This window comes from Microcystis sp. LE19-131.1A, assembly GCF_027532015.1.
Classification (GTDB): Bacteria; Cyanobacteriota; Cyanobacteriia; order Cyanobacteriales; family Microcystaceae; genus Microcystis; species Microcystis ichthyoblabe_A.
The window spans coordinates 1-18,964 of record NZ_JAPZSS010000111.1 but is presented as its reverse complement, the minus strand read 5'-3'; the positions used below and the strand labels follow the sequence as shown (position 1 = coordinate 18,964).

Annotated in this window: 18 protein-coding genes and 1 pseudogene; 11 read left to right on the top strand and 8 right to left on the bottom strand. The window is 44.2% G+C overall.

Annotated elements, in window-relative coordinates; translation table 11 throughout:
- The first annotated feature begins 31 nt into the window (after positions 1-31).
- From O9323_RS09830 to O9323_RS09785, 10 genes and pseudogenes are all read left to right on the top strand, one after another.
- A complete protein-coding gene (locus O9323_RS09830; protein ID WP_002753510.1) occupies positions 32-1,396 on the top strand; it encodes a flavin-containing monooxygenase in 1,365 nt (454 codons plus the stop codon).
- A 47-nt stretch (positions 1,397-1,443) separates the two neighbouring features.
- Positions 1,444-3,207 (top strand): NAD(P)/FAD-dependent oxidoreductase, encoded by a 1,764-nt coding sequence (locus O9323_RS09825; protein ID WP_002753519.1) that lies wholly within the window; start codon positions 1,444-1,446, stop codon positions 3,205-3,207.
- A 128-nt stretch (positions 3,208-3,335) separates the two neighbouring features.
- A complete protein-coding gene (locus O9323_RS09820) occupies positions 3,336-3,707 on the top strand; it encodes a hypothetical protein (protein WP_002753524.1) in 372 nt (123 codons plus the stop codon).
- A 73-nt stretch (positions 3,708-3,780) separates the two neighbouring features.
- Complete coding sequence (locus O9323_RS09815) at positions 3,781-4,806, top strand: SGNH/GDSL hydrolase family protein (RefSeq protein WP_288125029.1); 1,026 nt, start codon at positions 3,781-3,783, stop codon at positions 4,804-4,806.
- A gap of 78 nt (positions 4,807-4,884) precedes the next feature.
- Positions 4,885-6,207, top strand: a complete 1,323-nt coding sequence (locus O9323_RS09810) for an ABC exporter membrane fusion protein (RefSeq protein ID WP_002753531.1) — start codon at positions 4,885-4,887, stop codon at positions 6,205-6,207.
- Complete coding sequence (devC, locus tag O9323_RS09805; protein WP_016517232.1) at positions 6,204-7,400, top strand: ABC transporter permease DevC; 1,197 nt, start codon at positions 6,204-6,206, stop codon at positions 7,398-7,400. Before O9323_RS09810 ends, devC begins: the two co-directional genes overlap by 4 nt.
- A 48-nt stretch (positions 7,401-7,448) precedes the next feature.
- A complete protein-coding gene (locus O9323_RS09800) occupies positions 7,449-8,123 on the top strand; it encodes a DevA family ABC transporter ATP-binding protein (RefSeq protein ID WP_002753535.1) in 675 nt (224 codons plus the stop codon).
- A 201-nt stretch (positions 8,124-8,324) separates the two neighbouring features.
- Positions 8,325-10,055, top strand: coding sequence for an Rqc2 family fibronectin-binding protein (locus tag O9323_RS09795; RefSeq protein WP_288125028.1), 1,731 nt, complete (start codon positions 8,325-8,327; stop codon positions 10,053-10,055).
- A gap of 499 nt (positions 10,056-10,554) precedes the next feature.
- Positions 10,555-10,875 (top strand): annotated as a pseudogene (locus O9323_RS09790) (RNA-guided endonuclease TnpB family protein); the annotation flags it as partial.
- Positions 10,876-11,320: 445 nt separating this feature from the next.
- Positions 11,321-11,560 carry a hypothetical protein gene (locus O9323_RS09785; RefSeq protein WP_288125027.1) on the top strand — a complete coding sequence of 80 codons (240 nt, stop codon included), beginning with the start codon at positions 11,321-11,323 and terminating at the stop codon, positions 11,558-11,560.
- A gap of 59 nt (positions 11,561-11,619) precedes the next feature.
- Here the strand turns inward: O9323_RS09785 and O9323_RS09780 are convergent, their stop codons facing one another.
- The 4 genes from O9323_RS09780 to O9323_RS09765 all read right to left on the bottom strand — a co-directional run bounded on the left by O9323_RS09780 (position 11,620) and on the right by O9323_RS09765 (position 15,181).
- Positions 11,620-13,029: an NAD(P)(+) transhydrogenase (Re/Si-specific) subunit beta gene (locus O9323_RS09780; protein WP_002733654.1), complete on the bottom strand. Its 1,410-nt coding sequence runs from the start codon at positions 13,027-13,029 to the stop codon at positions 11,620-11,622.
- The gene (locus tag O9323_RS09775) at positions 13,026-13,322 is read right to left on the bottom strand and encodes an NAD(P) transhydrogenase subunit alpha part 2 (protein ID WP_002733247.1); all 297 of its coding nucleotides are present in this window, start codon (positions 13,320-13,322) and stop codon (positions 13,026-13,028) included. The genes O9323_RS09780 and O9323_RS09775 overlap by 4 nt, the downstream gene beginning before the upstream one ends.
- 159 nt (positions 13,323-13,481) lie before the next feature.
- Positions 13,482-14,630 (bottom strand): Re/Si-specific NAD(P)(+) transhydrogenase subunit alpha, encoded by a 1,149-nt coding sequence (locus O9323_RS09770; protein WP_149107843.1) that lies wholly within the window; start codon positions 14,628-14,630, stop codon positions 13,482-13,484.
- Positions 14,631-14,986: 356 nt separating this feature from the next.
- Complete coding sequence (locus tag O9323_RS09765; protein ID WP_002733335.1) at positions 14,987-15,181, bottom strand: hypothetical protein; 195 nt, start codon at positions 15,179-15,181, stop codon at positions 14,987-14,989.
- Between the two features lie 183 nt (positions 15,182-15,364).
- Here O9323_RS09765 and O9323_RS09760 point away from each other — a divergent pair, with 183 nt between their 5' ends.
- Complete coding sequence (locus tag O9323_RS09760) at positions 15,365-15,604, top strand: pre-mRNA-splicing factor SPF27 family protein (RefSeq protein ID WP_235194969.1); 240 nt, start codon at positions 15,365-15,367, stop codon at positions 15,602-15,604.
- Between the two features lie 27 nt (positions 15,605-15,631).
- Here the strand turns inward: O9323_RS09760 and O9323_RS09755 are convergent, their stop codons facing one another.
- The 4 genes from O9323_RS09755 to O9323_RS09740 all read right to left on the bottom strand — a co-directional run bounded on the left by O9323_RS09755 (position 15,632) and on the right by O9323_RS09740 (position 18,653).
- Positions 15,632-15,856 (bottom strand): PspA/IM30 family protein, encoded by a 225-nt coding sequence (locus tag O9323_RS09755; protein WP_024971273.1) that lies wholly within the window; start codon positions 15,854-15,856, stop codon positions 15,632-15,634.
- 253 nt (positions 15,857-16,109) lie between these two features.
- Positions 16,110-16,883 (bottom strand): PspA/IM30 family protein, encoded by a 774-nt coding sequence (locus O9323_RS09750; protein WP_002753544.1) that lies wholly within the window; start codon positions 16,881-16,883, stop codon positions 16,110-16,112.
- 200 nt (positions 16,884-17,083) lie between these two features.
- Positions 17,084-17,740, bottom strand: a complete 657-nt coding sequence (locus O9323_RS09745; RefSeq protein ID WP_002753545.1) for a PspA/IM30 family protein — start codon at positions 17,738-17,740, stop codon at positions 17,084-17,086.
- Positions 17,741-17,762: 22 nt separating this feature from the next.
- Complete coding sequence (locus O9323_RS09740; RefSeq protein WP_024969337.1) at positions 17,763-18,653, bottom strand: hypothetical protein; 891 nt, start codon at positions 18,651-18,653, stop codon at positions 17,763-17,765.
- Between the last annotated feature and the right edge of the window lie 311 nt (positions 18,654-18,964).

Genomic DNA, 18,964 nt, shown 5'->3' with positions numbered 1-18,964 from the left:
GAAATTTTGAAACTCTGGAGAACGTAGAACGATGAATTCCCTGCTCGATCGAGTATGTATTATCGGTGCTGGTGCTTCAGGCATCGCAGCTTGTAAGGTCTTAAAAGAGCGAAGAATTACCTTTGATTGTTATGAAATGAGTAACCGTGTGGGCGGCCTTTGGGTCTATAACAATGCCAATGGTTTATCTAGTGCCTATCGCTCCCTGCATATTAACACTTCCAAACAACTGATGCAATACTCCGATTATCCTTTGTCGGAGGAGTATCCTAATTTCCCGCATCACAGTCAAATCGCTCAATACTTTGATGATTATGCCGAGCATTTTGGCCTTAAGCCCCATATTCATTTTCAAACAAAAGTCGTTCAAGCTGAACCTCTAGAATTGGGTGGTTGGCAAATTACTCTCGACGATCAATCTTGCCATAATTATCGGGCCCTAATTGTTGCCAATGGACACCACTGGAATCCTCGTTGGCCTAACCCGTCTTTTCCTGGAGAATTTGAGGGCAAACAAACCCATAGTCATTACTATAAGAGTGGGGAAATTTATCAGGATAAAAATATTGTTGTAGTCGGTTTTGGCAATTCTGCGATGGATATTGCCGTTGAAGTATCTCGGATTGCTCGAAATACTTACTTATCCGTAAGACGCGGCTTTCATATTATTCCTAAACACGTTTTAGGAACCCCGCTTGATCTAGCGCCAATTCCTCGTTTTTTACCGTTCTCCTGGAAATTAAAAATTCAAGCTTTTGCGGTGAAATTGCAGGTGGGAAAATTAAGCCAGTATGGTCTCCCCGATCCCGATCATCCTTATATGCACGCTCATCCTACCATCAGTTCCGATATTTTTTCCGCCCTATCTCACGGACGAGTTAAACCGAAACCCAACATTCAAAAGTTAGATGGAGATGGAGTGATCTTTGTGGACGGAAGCCGAGAAAAAGTGGATGAAATTATCTATTGCACTGGCTATAACGTGAGCTTTCCTTTTTTCCGTTCAGAAGTGATCGAGGTTAAAAATAATGAGGTACAACTATTCCATCATGTTTTTCACCCTGACTATCGTGATTTATTTTTTATTGGCCTATTACAACCGATCGGTCCGGTTATGCCGATCGCTGAATTACAAAGTCAGTGGATTAGTCAATACTTATTAGGAGAGTACAAGTTGCCCGATTCTAGGACAATGAAACGGGAAATCTTCCAAGAAAAAGAACAAGTTTGTCAACGTTACGGTTATTCAGCCCGTCACACAATGCAAGTGGATTATGAGCCTTATATTGCTCGTGTGAAAAAGGAGATGAAAAAGGGTTCCAGGGGAGCGGTACCTCTGCTCCAATCTGAAGCCAATTCTTTGTTACCAGCCCACATTATTAGCACGATCAGCTAAATTTTCTGTTCCACTGTCTCTATTTACTCCTGTTCTCGGTAATTGTCATGATGAAAACCACTAATTCTGTTCGGCAATTCGTCTATGATGTTGTGATTATGGGTGCTGGTTTTGCGGGCGTTTGCCAAGCCCGTCACCTGATGCTTAAGGTTCCCAATATCAAGATCGCTTTAATCGATCCTCGTCCAGAAAATCGTAGCGATAAGGATCTAAAAATTGGCGAGTCAACGGTAGAAATTGCTAATTTATTTATTTGTAAAGAGTTGGGTCTTTACGAATACATGATTGAAAATCATCCTCCCAAATTTGGCTTAAATTTTCACTGGCCAAAAGATTCTCACAAAACCGATACCATCGAGGATTACTACCATATTTGGACGAATCGACAGCCCCCCCTTGCCTCTAGCCAAATGAATCGAGCTAAATTTGAGCGGGATCTGTTACGAATGAATAAGGAAATGGGAGTTGATTTTTATAATGGTCGTGTCGTTGATGTTACTATTCATCCCGGAAATGATCCCCATCAAGTCAAGGTGAAATTGCACGATGAAGTGATTGAATTAACCGCTAAACATTTAGTAGATGCCGCTGGTCGTCAATTTATTATCGGCAAAAAAACGGATAATGTTATTTTCGATCCGGAGCATCTTTGTGGTGTAAATACGGGTTCGGCATGGGTACGGGTTAAAAATATTGATCGAACTCTTTTTCACTCTGGCTATGATCCAGAAGCCACATCCTGTAGTCACTACTATGCCACTAATCACTGGTTCGGGCAAGGTCATTGGCTATGGATGATTCCCACGGACACAGACACTCAAGAAATTTCGATCGGAGTTATCCATCATCATGAAATTATTCCCGCCGATTATCTAAATCAAGAACAGAAGTTTTACGCATTTCTCAAAGCTAATCACAAACTTCTTTATGATTTATTGAGCAGTGGAGAGAAGATCGATTTTCACTACTGGCCGAGAATCGCTCACACCAGTAAGGAAGTTCTTTCGGCAGATAATTGGTATGTGATTGGGGATGCGGCTTATATTTTCGATGCTTTTTATTCTATGGGTACATCCCTGACCACTTTTGCCATCGAAAGTGTTACTGAAGTCATTCGATCGAAGTTAGCAGGAGAAGCAGATGCCGAGGTTAAACGCGTAGCTTACAACCAATTTAATCTCGCACAAGCGGAAGGAGTGAATCAACTTATGCGCGATCACAAAACTCAACTCGGTCATGCCAGTATCATGAGTTGGCGAATCTATTTCGAGTACATCTGGTGGTTCGGAATTTTGGTACCCCTGTATGTGGGAAAATGGCATCTCAATGTTTCCTTTATTGAGGGATTTGTCAAGATTCATCGTCAGACAGTCAATTCACTTTTTGTCGAGATTTACGAACAATTAAATCAATTAGTTGAACGAAAAGCTAACCTAGGCTTACTGGATTGTTATCGAGGGGATCAGCTACTAGGTGACTATCAACCGCTAGTCCATTTTGATAGCTTCCTAGAAAATGTTCAATATGAGCCTTTTCGTAGTAACATCTTTACGAGCATCAAATACACTCATTTCTATGGAGCGATTTGGTATCTCGTTTTTCAGTGGAGGGGGTTTGGTTTGGGGGGAGTAATAGCTCCTAAACATCTCTATCACTTCCTGCGACTCTTGCTTTTGTCAGGGGTCGCCTCGTTCGGAGAATTTTATCATCGATTAAAGATGAAAAAAATTCCTCATAATCATCAAATTGCTTGCACAACTGAGGAATTTAAACATTATCAATATCAATCTTCTTTAAACCCTTGGTTTTAGCCGTGTTTATCAAGGGTGTTTTCTAGGAATAGGTGCGGCTAGGATGATCAAGTAATATGATTAATAGCCACCTATTTCTTTCCTGACAACTCTCCATTCTTGCTCTTAAGAATTACTCGGAAAAAGTCATGTTTACCTATGAAGAAATTCATCAAGGGGTCAAATCGTTAGGGCTAAATCTGACCGAAAAAGAATTAGCATCTCTACAGTCTGGCAATCTAGTTTCGTTAGAGCAAAGACGCTTAAGTGAAATTGGCTCTATTTTTATCCTCGCTGCTGCTCTTTGTCCTCTCAATTCAGACCAAAAAAGAAAAACTCCCCTATTTCTCGATATTTACGCTTCAGAGCAACCCGCATCTAATCAACAAGGTATCCCGGTTTATTGCTGGTCAAAAAAACCATCCGAACGAGCTTGTCTTTATCTATTTTTAGCCAATGGAATTCCTTCTTGTCAGATCGTGGTAACTTTTTGTCAATTGCCAGAGGAAATAACTTCTTAGGGAATTGTTTTGCTCAATTTTAATAGCATTTCTCAGAAAATGTGTTTTTATTTATTTCCGAAAACCTCAAGATATGTCCACAAGTAAAAGGTTATCTGTCTCGCTTATTTTTCCTGAATATTGGTTGAGGACACATCCTCTCCGAACAATAACCTTTCAAGCTTTTGGGATTGGTTCTCTTTCCTTACTCTGTGCAGGAGTAATACAATCTTCGGTTCAAGCGAGTAGCTTTAACATTGATGAAATCTATGTTTTTGGTGACAGTAACGTAGATATCGGTCGAGTGTATCAGGCTACTGGTGGAGCATTTCCACCGGCTCCCCTGTATGCCGAGGGACGTTTTACCAATGGCCCAGTTTGGGTGGAGTATCTCGCCCAATCTCTGGGATTAACGGTTAATGCCGCCACCAATTTTGCTTTTGGCGGAGCGAATACAGGGACGCTGAACACGATTAATCCAAGTTGGCCAGGAGTCCTCACGCAAGTCAATCAATATCTTAATAGCGTAACGGTCGCCGATCCTCGGGGATTATATATCATCGCTGCCGGTGCTAATGACTATGTGTTTGGCGGCATCACTGAGCCAGTGGTGGCGGTGAACAATCTAGAAATTTCTATTCGCGCTCTTGTTGGTATGGGGGCCAGCCAAATCATGGTCAGTAATCTTTTCGATTTAGGAAAAGTACCTCTTGTGCAAGGGACTGGACGAGAAGCGGCTCTCAATCACTTCACCACAGAGCATCGAGAGCTGCTATTTACTCGAATCAACCATTTGCAAACAACCTTTGGATCCCAGGTGAAAATTATGACTCTAGATTTCTGGGATAGTTTCAACCAATTACAAGCCAATCCCGCTCGTTTTGGGTTTAGTAACGTAACAGAACCCTGTCTAGTCACTAATCTGGTTGTGAGTGTTTGTAGTGATCCCGATAGTTACTTTTTTTGGGATCAACTCCATCCCTCGACCGCCGGACAAAGAGCAATCGCCGCCGTTGCTCAATCGAGCTTACAGTCCACCCCCGAACCAGCTACCGGTGGGGCTATATTCTTCGTTTCTGCCCTTGCTTTCATCGGTCGAATGATCCGAAAAAATCCCTAACTCCTTCCCCGTCGGCCTTTGTACAGTCTCGGTAGTTTCCTGTTTTGCCCTTATTTTTTGGTTAGAATCAACTAAACAATGGTTAAATCTGCATTTTTTGTGAAACCTAGAGGCTGGATAACAAGTGTTACTGTCATTACAGTTGCTATATTAACTGGTTCAAGTGCTACCTATTTTCTCTTACGTTTTCGAGGGAATAGCCCCGCTCCGGCGGCGATTTATTCCCCATCGAAGATTAGTCCCACTGCTATCTCCGCCAGAGGCTATCTCGAACCCAAGGGAGAAGTGATTAAAATCTCGGCCCCTGCTTTCATGGAGGGAACGAGGGTAGCCCAACTCCTAGTAAAACAAGGAGATCATCTGAAAAATGGTCAAATTATCGCAATTTTAGACAACCATGAGCGCCTTCAAGCCGCTTTAACCCAAGCCGAAGCCCAGAGGAAAATATCCGAGGCCCGTTTAGCGCAAGTTAAAGCGGGGGCAAAACAGGGAGATGTGGCCGCACAAGATGCTCGTTTCCAAAAAACACGAGCGGAATTAAGGGGACAGATTGCTACCCAACAGGCGACCATTGCCAGTTTAGAAGCGGAGTTACAAGGGGAAACCTCGGCCCGAAAGGCAACTATCGAACGAATTCGGGCCGAATTAATCAACGCACAAACGGATTGCCGCCGTTATCAAACCCTGTACCTAGATGGGGCTGTACCGGAGCAAGAACGGGACCGCTTTTGTCTACAAGCCGAAACCATAGCTAAAAGTTTACAAGAAGCGGAAGCGAATCTGAATCGAATTGAGCGCACCATGAAGCAACGTATTCAGGAGGCCAAAGCCAATCTTGATCGCACCCGAACCACCCTTGCTCAAGAGATCAAAGCCAATCAAGCGGCTTTAGAAGCGGTCGCCGAAGTTCGTCCTGTCGATGTCCAAGTTGCCGAAGCCCAATTAATATCTGATCAAGCCTTGGTAAAACGGGCCCGAGCCGAATTAAACCTAGCCTATGTAAAAGCACCAAAAAGCGGTCAAATTCTGAAAATTCGTACCTGGCCCGGAGAAGTTGTCGGCAATGAGGGGATTGTTGATTTAGGTGAAACTGGGGAAATGTATGTTCGCGCAGAAGTTTACGAAACAGACATTCAACGGGTGCGCGTCGGACAAACCGCTACGATTCGGAGTGATGGTTTAGCCGGAGAATTAACGGGAGTTGTTAGCGAAATTGGTTTACAAGTGGGCCGGCAAAATGTTCTTGGTACTGATCCGGTAGCCGATGCCGATGCCAGGGTAGTGGAAGTGAAAATTCGCCTTACCCCCGAATCGAGCACCCAAGTATCTGGCTTAAGCAATTTGGAAGTGACGGTGGTAATTGAGGATAGCAATGCCCAAAATCAAGGAGAAACCAAGTGAATAAGCGAAAATTATTCCAGAAACGAGGCACTAAGTTAGCCACGGCTTGGCTACAGCTAAAGCATCAAAAAGTTCGTCTACTGGTGGCTCTTTCAGGCGTAATTTTTTCCGTGGTGATTATTTTTATGCAGTTGGGGATTCGCGATGCTCTCTTCGATAGTGCCGTTCGTTTCCATCAAAGTTTACAAGGAGATATTTTTTTAATCAGTCCTCGCTCGACTGCCTTAATTGCGATGAAAAGTTTCCCAGAACGACGACTTTTACAATCACTTGCTTTTGATGAAGTCGATTACGTTAGCCCGATTTATCTCGATTTTGCTCAATGGAAAAATCCTAATACTCGTAATTATTGGCGTAATATTTTTGTCCTTGGTATTAATCTGAGACACCCCGTACTCAATTTGCCTGGAATTACCGAAAATATCGAGAAATTAAAAATGCCTAATACGGTATTATTTGATCAGGGTTCTCGTAGTGAATTCGGGACAATTGCCCAAGATTTTCGCAGGGATGGAAGCGTAAGCACAGAGTTGGGAAATCCCAACGGAAATCGCAAGGTTAATGTGGTGGGTTTATTTCAGTTTGGGACTTCCTTTGGCTCCGATGGAAATTTAGTGACTAGCCATATAAATTTTTTACGAATTTTTGATAATCGCAAAAAAGGCTTTATTGATGTGGGTTTGATTAAACTAAAACCAGATCAAGATATTCAAAAAACCCTAGAAAAACTCAGAAAATACTTGCCAAAAGATGTTCGAGTCTTGTCGAAAAGCGAATTTGTTAACTTTGAAAAAAAATATTGGCAAACTAGCACGGCGATCGGGTTTATTTTTAACCTAGGAGTTGCTCTAGGAATTATTGTTGGTGTGGTGGTAGTTTATCAAATTCTCTATACAAATGTTTCGGAACATCTTTCAGAATACGCCACCCTAAAGGCAATGGGCTATCGTCATCGCTATCTCTTATCAATGGTTTTACAACAGGCTTTTTTAATTGCTGTTCTCGGATATATTCCAGGTTTTTTGATCGCTAATATTCAATATGAGTTTACTAAAAATGCCACCTTATTACCTGTCAATATGTCGCTTGATCGAGCGGTTTTTGTCTTTATCTTAACCTTAGTCATGGCCTTCGTTTCGGGAGCCACTGCTGTTAAAAAATTGCAAGATGCCGATCCGGCGGATATTTTTTAGAAAAAAGAAACAAATATCTATACCTCATCTCAAGGAACAAAGCGGTCTATGGACGTTATTGATATTCAAAACCTCAATCACTATTTCGGTCAAGGAAAGCTGAAAAAACAAGTTCTTTTTCAGATCAACCTAAAAATCATAGCGGGAGAGATCGTTATTTTAACTGGCCCCTCTGGTTCCGGAAAAACAACCTTACTATCCTTAATCGGTGGCCTACGCTCTGTTCAAGAAGGAAGCTTACAGCATTTTGAAAAAGAATTACGGGGGGCTAGTGAAGAACAATTAGTCCAAACCCGCCGTCAAATTGGTTATATTTTTCAAGCCCATAATTTGTTACCCTTTCTAACCGCAAGACAGAATGTACAAATGTCGATCGAGCTTCAGGAACATCTCGGCGGACGGGAAACAGAAGAACGCGCTGCTTTAATATTAGAAAAAGTCGGCTTAGGACATCGGATCGACTATTATCCAGATAGCTTATCTGGGGGACAAAAGCAAAGGGTAGCGATCGCACGAGCTTTGGCCGGTAATCCCCCATTAGTTTTAGCCGATGAACCAACAGCCGCCCTCGATAGTAAAACGGGACGAGACGTGGTAAATTTGATGCAACGTTTAGCCAAAGAACAGCACTGTACTATTGTACTCGTTACCCACGATAATCGGATTTTAGATATTGCTGATCGCATTGTTCACATGGAAGATGGACGCTTGTGCAGTTGCTAATAGCCATCCAGAGAAAACTCAGAAAAGGCGCTCCTCAGCTTTTCGGCTAAGACTGGGATACCTCCACCGATAGATTCTGACACCAAATCTGTTTTTAATTGAGGAAACAACTTTTTTGTCTTAGCCTTAGTGGGAAGCTATTATATTTTCATGCTTGGCGGTGCCAACTTTGGCATCGAGAAGATCTCCTGAATCCTGAAAATGCAATCCCTAGACTTTACCACCCTCAGTGCCACTTGTGCCGAAATTGCCGCCCCTTGGCTGCCAGCCAGACTAGAACAAGTGTATCAAATTGATCGCCAAACCATCGCCCTCCATTTACGAACCTTCGAGCGCAAGGGATGGTTAATTATTTCTTGGCATCCCCAAGGAGCGCGGCTGCATATTGGTGATCCACCGCCGAAAGTCCCTGATACCTTCACTTTCAGCGATCAATTGCGTCATCAACTCAATGGTTTTGCCCTGACAAAATTAGCATTTGTTGCCCCGTGGGAAAGAGTCATTGATCTGCAATTTGCCAAACGTCCCGATGATCCGGCGCTGTGGCATTTGTATATAGAAATTATGGGCAAATATAGCAATGTCATTTTAACTACGGCTGACAATCAAATTGTCACCGTTGCCCATCAAGTCAATGCCACCCAGTCTAGTGTTCGCACCGTACAAACGGGACAAACCTATCAACTACCCCCCGTTTTATTGGCAACAGACCCCAGTTTAGAAGAATCCTTGAGCAGTTGGCAAGCGAAAGTTAGTTTAATCCCTAAAACTATCGAAAAACAGCTAGTTAGTACCTATCGTGGGGTTAGTCCCGTTATCGCTCGATCGCTGTTACAAAAAGCCAAAATTAACCCAAAATTAAACACGGATCAGTTAGATAATAATGATTGGGAAAAGCTCTTTTCGGCCTGGCAAGAATGGTTAAAAATCCTTGAAAATAAAACCTTTCAACCGGGATGGACGAGAGAAGGTTATACAGTTATCGGTGGGGAGATGCTGGCAGCGGCTAAAAATGTCCAAGAATTATTAAACCGTTATTATAGCGACCGAATTAATCAAGAAAACTTTCGACAACTACAGCAAAAATTAAACCAAAAAATCACCTCTTTACTGACTAAACTGCAAACTAAAGCGGCAGGATTTCAAACAAGACTAGCAGAATCTGCTCATGCTGATCGCTATAAAGAGCAAGGGGATTTATTAATGGCAAATTTACAGCAAATACAGCAGGGAATGACTAGCATTACTTTGGCGGATTTCCAAACAGGAAAACCTGTCATTATTCCTCTCGATCCCGAAAGAAATCCCGTGCAGAATGCCCAATATTTGTATAAACAACATCAGAAATTAAAAAGGGCCCGGTTAGCGGTGGAACCTTTATTAGAGGAAGTGGTCAGTGAAATTAATTATCTCGAACAGGTGCGATCGAGTTTAAGTCAACTAGAAAATTATAGCAGCAGCGAAGATTTAGAGGCATTAGACGAGATACAAGAAGAATTAATTCAACAGAAGTATCTAGAAAGCAATTACCAGCGTAATCGGACGAATAATAAAGAATCCGAACCCATGCGCTTTATTACTCCCTCTGGAATAGAATTGTGGATTGGCAGAAATAACCGTCAAAATGATCGGCTAACTTTTCGTAGTGCCACCGATTACGATATCTGGTTTCATAGCCAAGAAATCCCTGGTAGTCACGTTTTACTGCGTTTAAGTCCCGGTACAGTTCCAGAAGCCGCCGATCTGCAATTTGCCGCCGATTACGCCGCTTATTATAGCCGCGCTCGCCATAGTGAACAGGTTCCCGTTGTCTATACCCGTCCTAAATACGTCTATAAACCCAAGGGCGCAAAGCCCGGTATGGTGGTTTACAAACAGGAAACAGTAATCTGGGGCTGTCCTCAGAGGGTTGAGGATTACCGCAAAAAATAATTTTTTACCAAATTGTTTACTTTTTTTTACACAAAATGGGTATTGTCTGTTACAATTTTTACTAGAGAGATAAATGCAGTTCAGGCGCTTGGGAACGCAAGAACTATATTTCCTCAGATTACAACAACAAACAACAGCAAACCAGTGGTAGCAGCCGATAGTCGGGGGAAAGACACAAAAAACCGACTATTTAGGTGATATTAAAGCGACCACTGGTATTTTATCTTAACCTAACCGGTTCTGTAACTCCGTGATCGTCCCCGTCTCACATTTTGTAATGGTGCAAAATTAATTTCCATTCAGCCAGAAGTATAACCTAAATTAGGGCTTGCTGAATAATGGTAAAACCCTTTTTAATCTTTCAATAGGATTAGTTTGATCGAAAATTTGGGTACAAACCCTTCCTTTAGTGTAGGGTCGGGCAGCTTTAAATAAATATGTATTGTCAACTTAAGGAATTTTGTATTAAGATGTTGATACTCGGTCAAGCAGTGTCAAAATGTTTGTACTAGAATGCAAGGTTAAGCCAAAACTTAATCAGATAGAAGCCATTAACGAAGCAATACGGACAACCCAATTTGTTCGGAATAAAGTCCTGCGTTATTGGATGGATAATCGGGGTGTTGGCAAAACCGAGTTATTTCGGTACAACACAGCATTAAGAAAAGAGTTTAAATTTGTTGATGATTTAAACTCCCATGCTTGCCAGACTGCTGTAGAAAGAACCTTGCGGGCAATTACTCGTTTTTACGATAATTGCCAAAATAAAGTTAAAGTAAAGAAAGGCTACCCTAAGTTTAAAAAACATTCCCATTCCGTAACGGGCAGAAACTGCTGAACAACGAGGGCAAATGCTAGAGGCGAAATTGCGAGCCTTGCAGGTAGAATTAGATTAAATTAACCTAGTTTCTGGAGCGGACAAGACAGCTTTTTTCGTCAAGCACAAAGACACAAAGTTATACTACAGCGTTTTTCTCACCATTAAGATAACTGCTATAATGTATTCGCCAACTCTAAGTGGTCGAACAAAATTAAAGTTAACCGTGAGGCAAGGGAATAACCCAGAGGCAATAGTCAAGGCTCTCAGCTTTATTAATGTTTCTTAATACAAACGTATTTGTTGAGAGGGTTTCCGAGCAAATATGAAGCGTAAACTGATTAGGCATCGTCCCTAATTCCTGATGCTGACTGGGGATAACTGCCATGGGTTCCACTACTTAGAAAAAATTACCAAGTTTGTGTTGATCCCTCAAGGAGAAATTTTTATGGAAATATCTCGTCCTAATCAAGCAGAATTAACCGCCGAAGAACATCAGGAACTAGAAAAGTTGCGCGCTATTATCGAACAGGCTAGTGTTGATGGCGTGATCACTCAAGGGGAAAGGGAAAGAATTGCTCTAGCTATGAGGTCTGATGGTAAAGTGACCCTGGAAGAATTAGAGTTAGTCAGAACTTTAATTAGCGAAAAAGTGAGCAAAGGGGAATTAGTTCTTGATTATCTTTAAACTCTGAAAAATCCGATAAAAAAAAGACGGGGTTTTCACCCCGTCCTATTTGTTAAGAATTATGACAAATCCTTGACTTGTGATACTAATTGTGCTACCACATCTTGAGCGCTACCAAAGAGCATAAAGGTTTTAGGATTGTAGAATAATTCGTTTTCTACCCCAGCAAAACCCGATCGCATACTGCGCTTAATCACGATCGTGTGCTGTGCCTTATCCACGTCGAGAATCGGCATTCCATAAATCGGACTAGCTTTATCGTGACGGGCAGCGGGATTAACCACATCATTCGCCCCAATAATTAACGCCACATCGACGCGCTCAAACTCAGGATTAATATCATCCATATCGTAGAGCTGCGGATAGGGAACATTAGCTTCGGCCAGTAGTACATTCATGTGTCCGGGCATTCTTCCCGCCACGGGGTGAATAGCATATTTAACCTCAACGCCATTTTTTTCCAACTGTTCAGCCAATTCTCGCACTGCGTGTTGTGCTTGGGCCACTGCCATGCCGTAACCTGGTACAATCACCACAGAACGGGCATAACCGAGCATCATGGCCCCTTCTTCTGAATCAATGGCGTGAACCGATTTATCGAGGCTAGAAGTGGCGCTCGCTTCGCCTCCGGCACTAGCACCTGTACCAAATGCCCCAAATAGTACACTAGCCAGCGATCGATTCATGGCTTTACACATGATCTGAGTTAGGATAATCCCCGACGCACCCACCAAAGCACCGGCGATGATCAACATACTATTCATCAGGATAAAACCGACTACGCTGGCGGCAAGTCCCGAAAAAGAGTTTAAGAGGGAGATAACCACGGGCATATCGCCGCCGCCGATGGGAAGCACGAATAAAGCCCCGAAAATTAGGGAAAGTCCCACCAAGGTCAGGAAAACATCGATCGAGGTGGGATTAAAAAAGAGATAGACACTACCCCCTAAAAAGGTGAGTAGCAAGAGAATGTTAAAGGGTTGCTGGAAAGGAAAAGTTACGGGTGCGCCACTGATTAATTCCTGTAATTTGGCAAAAGCGAGGACACTACCAGTAAAAGTGACACCACCGATCAATATACCCAAAATAGCGATCAGTATCGAGTCAAAGGCAATATTTTCACCACTTTGCAGTAAACGCCAGTATTCGCCCATGGCAATTAAAGCGCTGGCAGCACCGCCTAAACCGTTAAAAATCGCCACCATTTGGGGCATAGCTGTCATCGGGACTTTTTGCGCCGAAACTAAGCCGATAATTGAACCAATCACCAACGCTACGGCGATTAAACCATAGCTGAGGATTTCTTGATTGATTAAGGTGGCAATAACGGCGATTAGCATCCCGATGGCAGCCAGAAAATTGCCTTGACGGGCGGTAGCGGGGGAAGATAATTGTTTAAGACCGATGATAAATAAAATGGCGGCGAGTAGATAGGATAACTCGATCCCTGTGATCAGGGCATTATTCATGATTTAGCCTCTTTTTTCTTGAACATTTGCAGCATTCGATCGGTAACGACAAAACCACCGACCACGTTAACCATCGCCAAAATAACGGCAATTAACCCTAAAATTACGGTTAATTCGTGCCAATCCGTGCCTCCGGCGATGAGGAGCGCACCGACAACGGCGATACCGGAAATTGCATTCGCTCCCGACATCAGGGGTGTATGGAGAGTGGGAGGAACTTTATTGATCACCTCGAAACCGACAAAGGAAGCGAGGACAAATACCACTAAAGCGGTTAAAAGTTGGGCAGTCATTGGTTAAAGAAATAGGGGATTGGGTGTGGGGTGTGGGGTGTGGGGTGTGGGGTGTGGGGTGTGGGGTGTGGGGAGAATAAAGCTGCCTTCTGCCTTCTGCCTTCTGCCTTCTGCCTTCTGCCTCCTGACTCCTGACTCCTGACTCCTGACTCCTGATAGCTAAAAAGCGGATAACTGTTCACTGAGGGCGGATTTAATGCGTTGGTTGCGGATTTCGCCAGCGTGGGTGACACAGGCACTATCAATGATGTCATCGGCAAAATCGAGGTTTAAACTGCCCTCTTTGCTGACTAAAAGCTGTAGCAGCATTTGCAGGTTTTTGGCGTACATCTGGCTGGCATTGGTGGCCACTGTAGCTGGAAGATTAACGGCTCCGACGATTTTTACCCCATTAACAATGATTTCTCGTCCCGGTTGGGTGTAGGCGCAATTTCCGCCCTGTTCCGCCGCTAAATCAACGATTACCGACCCCGCTTTCATGGTGGCGATCATTTCTTTGGTGACTAGCAGCGGGGCCTGTTTCCCCGGTACTTGGGCCGTGGTGATCACCACATCAGCCCGCTTAATTGGTTCCGTTAGGGCTTGACAAATGCGCTCCTGTGTGCTAAGAGAAACCTCTTTGGCATAACCGTTATCGGCGACGGTATCTTCTTCTAGGGGCATTTCAATAAATTTCGCCCCGACACTCTGCACTTCTTCTTTGACTTGCGGACGAATATCAAAAGCCTCCACCACTGCCCCCAAACGGCGGGCGGTAGCGCAAGCTTGCAATCCGGCAACTCCTGCCCCCAATACCAGCACTTTGGCGGGGGCGATCGTACCGGCGGCGGTAGTCATCATCGGGAACATTTTCGGCAGCTGCACGGCGGCGAGGAGTACCGCTTTGTAACCGGCGAGGTTAGCCTGAGAGGAGAGGGCATCCATGCTCTGGGCGCGACTACTGCGGGGAATTAATTCCATGCTCAAAGCGGTGATTCCGCGATCGGCTAATTTGGCAATGCGCCGGGGTTGACGCAGGGGATCGAGAAAGCCGATGAGGATCCCGCCACCTTTCAGGCGATCGATCTCGCTATCGCTAGGAGGGACGACTTTGAGAATAATATCGGCAGTTTCATAGATATATTCGCCATTTTCGCTCAGGGCGGCTCCCACGGCACTATAGGCACTATCGGCAAAGTTGGCACTAATTCCCGCCCCATTTTGGACAATTACCTCAAATCCCGCCTTGACTAAACGGGCGACGGTATCCGGCACTAGCGCCACCCGCGCCTCGCCTTGGTCACTTTCTTTGATTACGCCGATTTTCATGGCTGGGTTTCTCCTTAATAAGTCCTTCTCTTGTCTTATGCTGTTGGGGTAAGGGTTTCGTTAAATGCGATCGATCCCTTGGGATAATTTCGAGTCAAAATTGCTTTTCACTTCCATCCTAGCTATCCTCACCTTTCTGGCTCTTTTTCGGGCTGAATCTTAGGATTATCTTCAGAATTAAAGGGTTTTGAGCGGCATTGTTTGGGAATTTTTTTTATAATGATGAGGTACAAAGTTTTCGTTCTGGGAAACGCCAAAACGGTTAACATTAGCCAGTCTTCGGTCTTAGATACCAGATTAGGCTATACTTCATATTGATGAGAAGGGCTGCAATACGTCTCGACAATCTCAAAGTTTTACAGTTCTTTTAACTTCGATCGCAATTCCTCTATTTCTGCATCTACTGCTGAATCCTTGAGGGTGGGTGGATGGGCAGTTTTACCCAGTAACATTCGTGCTTTTAGCAGTACCAACGCAGCCAACCACTCTTTCAGAGCGGAATTAGCCGGAGCAATGGCTTTACCGACTCCAGAACACCAGAATATTTGCAAAATTTAGCAATTTTGCAAATATTAGCCTCGCAGAATTAACCGCCCAATTAAGAAGATGTAGAATCAGTTTTAGAATTAGAGAAGGCAAAAGCAGCGGGTTTATTTTGATCGCCGCTCGATTGCCCGATCCAGAGAAGATCGCCTTGATAAAATACTCAGTAAATACATTGGAGTATGCCTGATATGAACGACAACGAAAAACAGAAGCTTGACAGCATTATCGTGCGAATTTTGCTGATTTTCGGACTTGGATTTTTAGCTGTGGAAGCTTGGAAGAATGTTTTTGGCATTGCTCGGAACAATAGCTTTCCAGAATTGGAAAGAGACGTAAGAGAGGCGGAAAAAGAAACAAACAAACTAAAAAAAGCCATTGAAGAAGCTAACCGAGACCGACCTTCTGATCCAAATCAATCAAACCCTTAAGCGAGTGAAAATTCAAGTTAGGGGCGATCAACGACGGTTGATCGCCCCTTTACCCCCAAAAGATGGGGAATGTTTTTTCTTTATATTAGCTTCTTGTGCCAAAGACTCATCACCTTTATCTAGAGCGAGTTTAACTCTTTTTTCCCATTTTAAAACCTCAGCTTGTGCTTGGTTGTACTCTTGCTCGGCTCTTTTTTGTAAGGCAATTACTTCGATAATTGAGGAACGTAAATTAGATAAATTATCCTGCATAATAGTTATGGTTAATTATGACTAGCAATTAATAAGATGTTAAGTATTTAAATTGCTTGTTGAGATGATGCAAGAGGCAACACCCTCCAACCCCCCCCTTGCCCTAGGGTTGATTCAGGGTAGGGTTGATTCATGAATCAACCCTACCCTTGCCCCCCCGACGGCGGTTAAAATGCGTCTTAGCTTATTCCCTATCTCAACAACAAAACTATAAGACGTACCATAGATAGTACGTCTCGACGCTCTCAAAGTTTTACAGTTCTTTTAACTTCGATCGCAATTCCTCTAATTCCGCATCCACTGCCGAATCCCTGACGGTGGTTGCTTGGGGTAAAGTGGGTTGACTAGAAGCTGTACCGGGTAATGCTCCCCCGGACATTTGTGCTTTCAGCATTGCTAATTCATCCTCCACATCGCTACCCGATTCTAGTCTAGCGAATTCCTGTTCGATGCCGACACCACCGATTTCAGCGATCGCTTGACCACGGGCTTCCGACTCGATAACTTTTGCTTCCATGCGCTCAAAAGCGGACATGGAACTACTGGTATCGATACTGCCGAGGGTTTTTTGGAGTTGTTCGTTAGCTTTTGCGGCTCTGGAGCGAGCTACTAACATATTTTTCTTGGTTTTTGCCTCAGAAATCTTACTTTCGAGCGCAATCAAGTTTTTTCTCAGACTATCTACCTGTACCGTTTGCTGATCCAGTTGATTTTTGAGAATGGCGGCGGTTTCCGTGAAATCTTTCTTGCGTTTAAGAGCTTCCCTGGCGAGATTTTCATCCCCTTTAGAAAGGGCTAATTTGGCTCTTTGTTCCCATTTATTGGCTTCTGACTGGTCTTTGCTGTATTTTTGTTCCGTTTGTCGCTGTTCAGCGATCGCTCTAGCAACCGCTTGACGTACCTGTACTAGATCCTCTTGCATATCACTGACAGCTTGCTCCAGCATTTTTTCTGGATCTTCAGCCTTGCTCACCATATCATTGAGGTTAGCTCGGACAACTCGGCTAAGGCGATCGAATAAACCCATGACGCTCTTGTTCCTCTCGGTGTGTACTAAATCAGTTAACTGTTCTTAAAATTTCCTATCTTGCCTAACGGCTCATTATCCAATATAAACCACGAGAGCTAGGATAGGGGATAGGAGTTAGGAGTCAAGAGTCAGGAGACAGCTTTTTTCTCCCCACACCCCACACCCCACACCCTACACCCCACACCCCACACCCCACATCACCCATCCAAGTTTTCTTGTTTTAACTTGAGTAATTCCGCTTCAATTTGTTTTTGTCCCTCCAAATCTTGGAATTGTCGCTCTAAGGGGTCTTTATACTGGATTAAATCGGCTTGGGATTCGGCTTCTAGGACTTTTGCTTCTAATTTCTCGAAAATAGTCCCCATCTGACTGCTGTTCAAACTGCCCATAATTTCTTGGGCTTTTTGGCTGGCGCTCGCTGATCGCAATCTGGCCAGATAAAGGCTTTTCTGTGCTTTCATCTCAGCATATTTGCGTTCAATTGTCAAGAGTTCTTTCTTTAACTTTTGTATAATAGCCGTCTGTTGTTGCAGGGAGGTTTGTAGGGGGGCGATCTGACTTTGATAGGTTTGCCATTGGCTGAGAGCTTGACGGGCGAGTTCCTCGTTACCGTGATGTAGGGCTAATTGGGCGCGTTCGTGCCAAGTTTGGGCGGCTTTTTCCTGTTGTTGTCGTTGGCGCTCGGTGCGTTTCTGGGTAGCGACGGCTGCCGCTAGGGCTTGTCGCATTTGGATCAATTCCCCTTCCATCGCCAAGATCGCTTTTTCCAGCAGTTTTTCCGGATCTTGATTTTCCTGAATCAGACTATTGACTTGGGCGCGAATTGCTTGGCCCATGCGCTCAAACAAACCCATTACCGTCCTCCCGATACCAACCCTAATAGTTTACCGAAGTGCCGCTCCTATCAATAATGATAGAACTAGGGACGGGGGACTGGGAGGGATCGGCTGTTTCTGGGGGTGCCGGACTACTGGGAGAGGGAGAAGGGGATGCTTGTAATTCTGGCGGTAACTGTTTCATTAACTCCGTGGCATCCTGTGGGTTTTGATTAGCCAGACGACGGGCTTTTTCCCGTTGAAAAAAGGGTAAATTAGCGGGTGATTCTTCTCTTTGGCGCAATTCCTCTAACATTCGTTCGTTAATGACCGCCGGAGAGGGGACGGGGGTGACTTGGGGCGGTGGTGGCGGTGGTGGGGAAACGAGGGAAGATACGGGCGGGGTATTGGGGTCCGGGGGGGCGACGGGTAAAGATTGCTGGATCTTACTGACGGGTAATGGATGGGCGGGTATGAGGGACGGTGGCGGATTCGGCGGTAAGAGAGTATTAGTCAGATTGATGGCGGTGGGGGGACTCTGAACCACTGGTGGAGCGGGAATGTTAGCGATCGGGCTAGTTTTAACGGGAGGAGCGGGAATATTAGCGATCGGACTGGTTTGAGGAGTTTTCTCTACTGGACGAGCGATCGCTATCAATCGATCGAGGTGGCGGGAGTTATTTTTGTGCTGACCCAGCAGCGAAGTCTCAGCTTTCCTCGGGGTGGTGTTGGTTAACCATTGATTGAGACTGAGGAGACTATTAGCAATTAAAAAGATCACCATTGCCCGGATGCCCCAAGGGGTAAAAAAGACATCTTTAGCTGGGGGATAGACGTTAATGACAGTAGCTTCTAGGTATTCTGGTTCCTGAGCGGGATCAATGGCTGAACTGGGTTGATGGACGATCGAGAGGGGCAAATCTTGGGAGGATGGGGGTCGATCGGATTTCATGACGGTATTATAGGGTTATGCTGAAAAGTTAAGTAGGTAGGCGTTAAAAATTATCAGAAACCCCCCTTATCAAGGGGGGACTAAGGGGGGATCGGCACCCCCCTTATCAAGGGGAGACTAAGGGGGGATCGGCACCCCCCTTATCAAGCTATCCCTTATAGGGATCTTTATTAACAATTTTTGCAGTAAGCACTCCAACCCTTATCCTGACTTGATTTCAGTTTTTTCTTTGTCAGTAAGGGTGTCAACAAGGAATATTACAAATTGTTAACCGAGTCTTGAAAGCCTTGTGCTACAAAGGTTTGAAATGT

Excerpts from the sequence above, each read along its gene's own strand:
- O9323_RS09830 (WP_002753510.1), top strand. The coding sequence starts at position 32 with ATGAATTCCCTGCTCGATCGAGTATGTATTATCGGTGCTGGTGCTTCA.
- O9323_RS09825 (WP_002753519.1), top strand. The coding sequence starts at position 1,444 with ATGATGAAAACCACTAATTCTGTTCGGCAATTCGTCTATGATGTTGTG.
- O9323_RS09820 (WP_002753524.1), top strand. The coding sequence starts at position 3,336 with ATGTTTACCTATGAAGAAATTCATCAAGGGGTCAAATCGTTAGGGCTA.
- O9323_RS09815 (WP_288125029.1), top strand. The coding sequence starts at position 3,781 with ATGTCCACAAGTAAAAGGTTATCTGTCTCGCTTATTTTTCCTGAATAT.
- O9323_RS09810 (WP_002753531.1), top strand. The coding sequence starts at position 4,885 with ATGGTTAAATCTGCATTTTTTGTGAAACCTAGAGGCTGGATAACAAGT.
- O9323_RS09800 (WP_002753535.1), top strand. The coding sequence starts at position 7,449 with ATGGACGTTATTGATATTCAAAACCTCAATCACTATTTCGGTCAAGGA.
- O9323_RS09795 (WP_288125028.1), top strand. The coding sequence starts at position 8,325 with ATGCAATCCCTAGACTTTACCACCCTCAGTGCCACTTGTGCCGAAATT.
- O9323_RS09785 (WP_288125027.1), top strand. The coding sequence starts at position 11,321 with ATGGAAATATCTCGTCCTAATCAAGCAGAATTAACCGCCGAAGAACAT.
- O9323_RS09780 (WP_002733654.1), bottom strand. The coding sequence starts at position 13,029 with ATGAATAATGCCCTGATCACAGGGATCGAGTTATCCTATCTACTCGCC.
- O9323_RS09775 (WP_002733247.1), bottom strand. The coding sequence starts at position 13,322 with ATGACTGCCCAACTTTTAACCGCTTTAGTGGTATTTGTCCTCGCTTCC.
- O9323_RS09770 (WP_149107843.1), bottom strand. The coding sequence starts at position 14,630 with ATGAAAATCGGCGTAATCAAAGAAAGTGACCAAGGCGAGGCGCGGGTG.
- O9323_RS09760 (WP_235194969.1), top strand. The coding sequence starts at position 15,365 with ATGAACGACAACGAAAAACAGAAGCTTGACAGCATTATCGTGCGAATT.
- O9323_RS09755 (WP_024971273.1), bottom strand. The coding sequence starts at position 15,856 with ATGCAGGATAATTTATCTAATTTACGTTCCTCAATTATCGAAGTAATT.
- O9323_RS09750 (WP_002753544.1), bottom strand. The coding sequence starts at position 16,883 with ATGGGTTTATTCGATCGCCTTAGCCGAGTTGTCCGAGCTAACCTCAAT.
- O9323_RS09745 (WP_002753545.1), bottom strand. The coding sequence starts at position 17,740 with ATGGGTTTGTTTGAGCGCATGGGCCAAGCAATTCGCGCCCAAGTCAAT.
- O9323_RS09740 (WP_024969337.1), bottom strand. The coding sequence starts at position 18,653 with ATGAAATCCGATCGACCCCCATCCTCCCAAGATTTGCCCCTCTCGATC.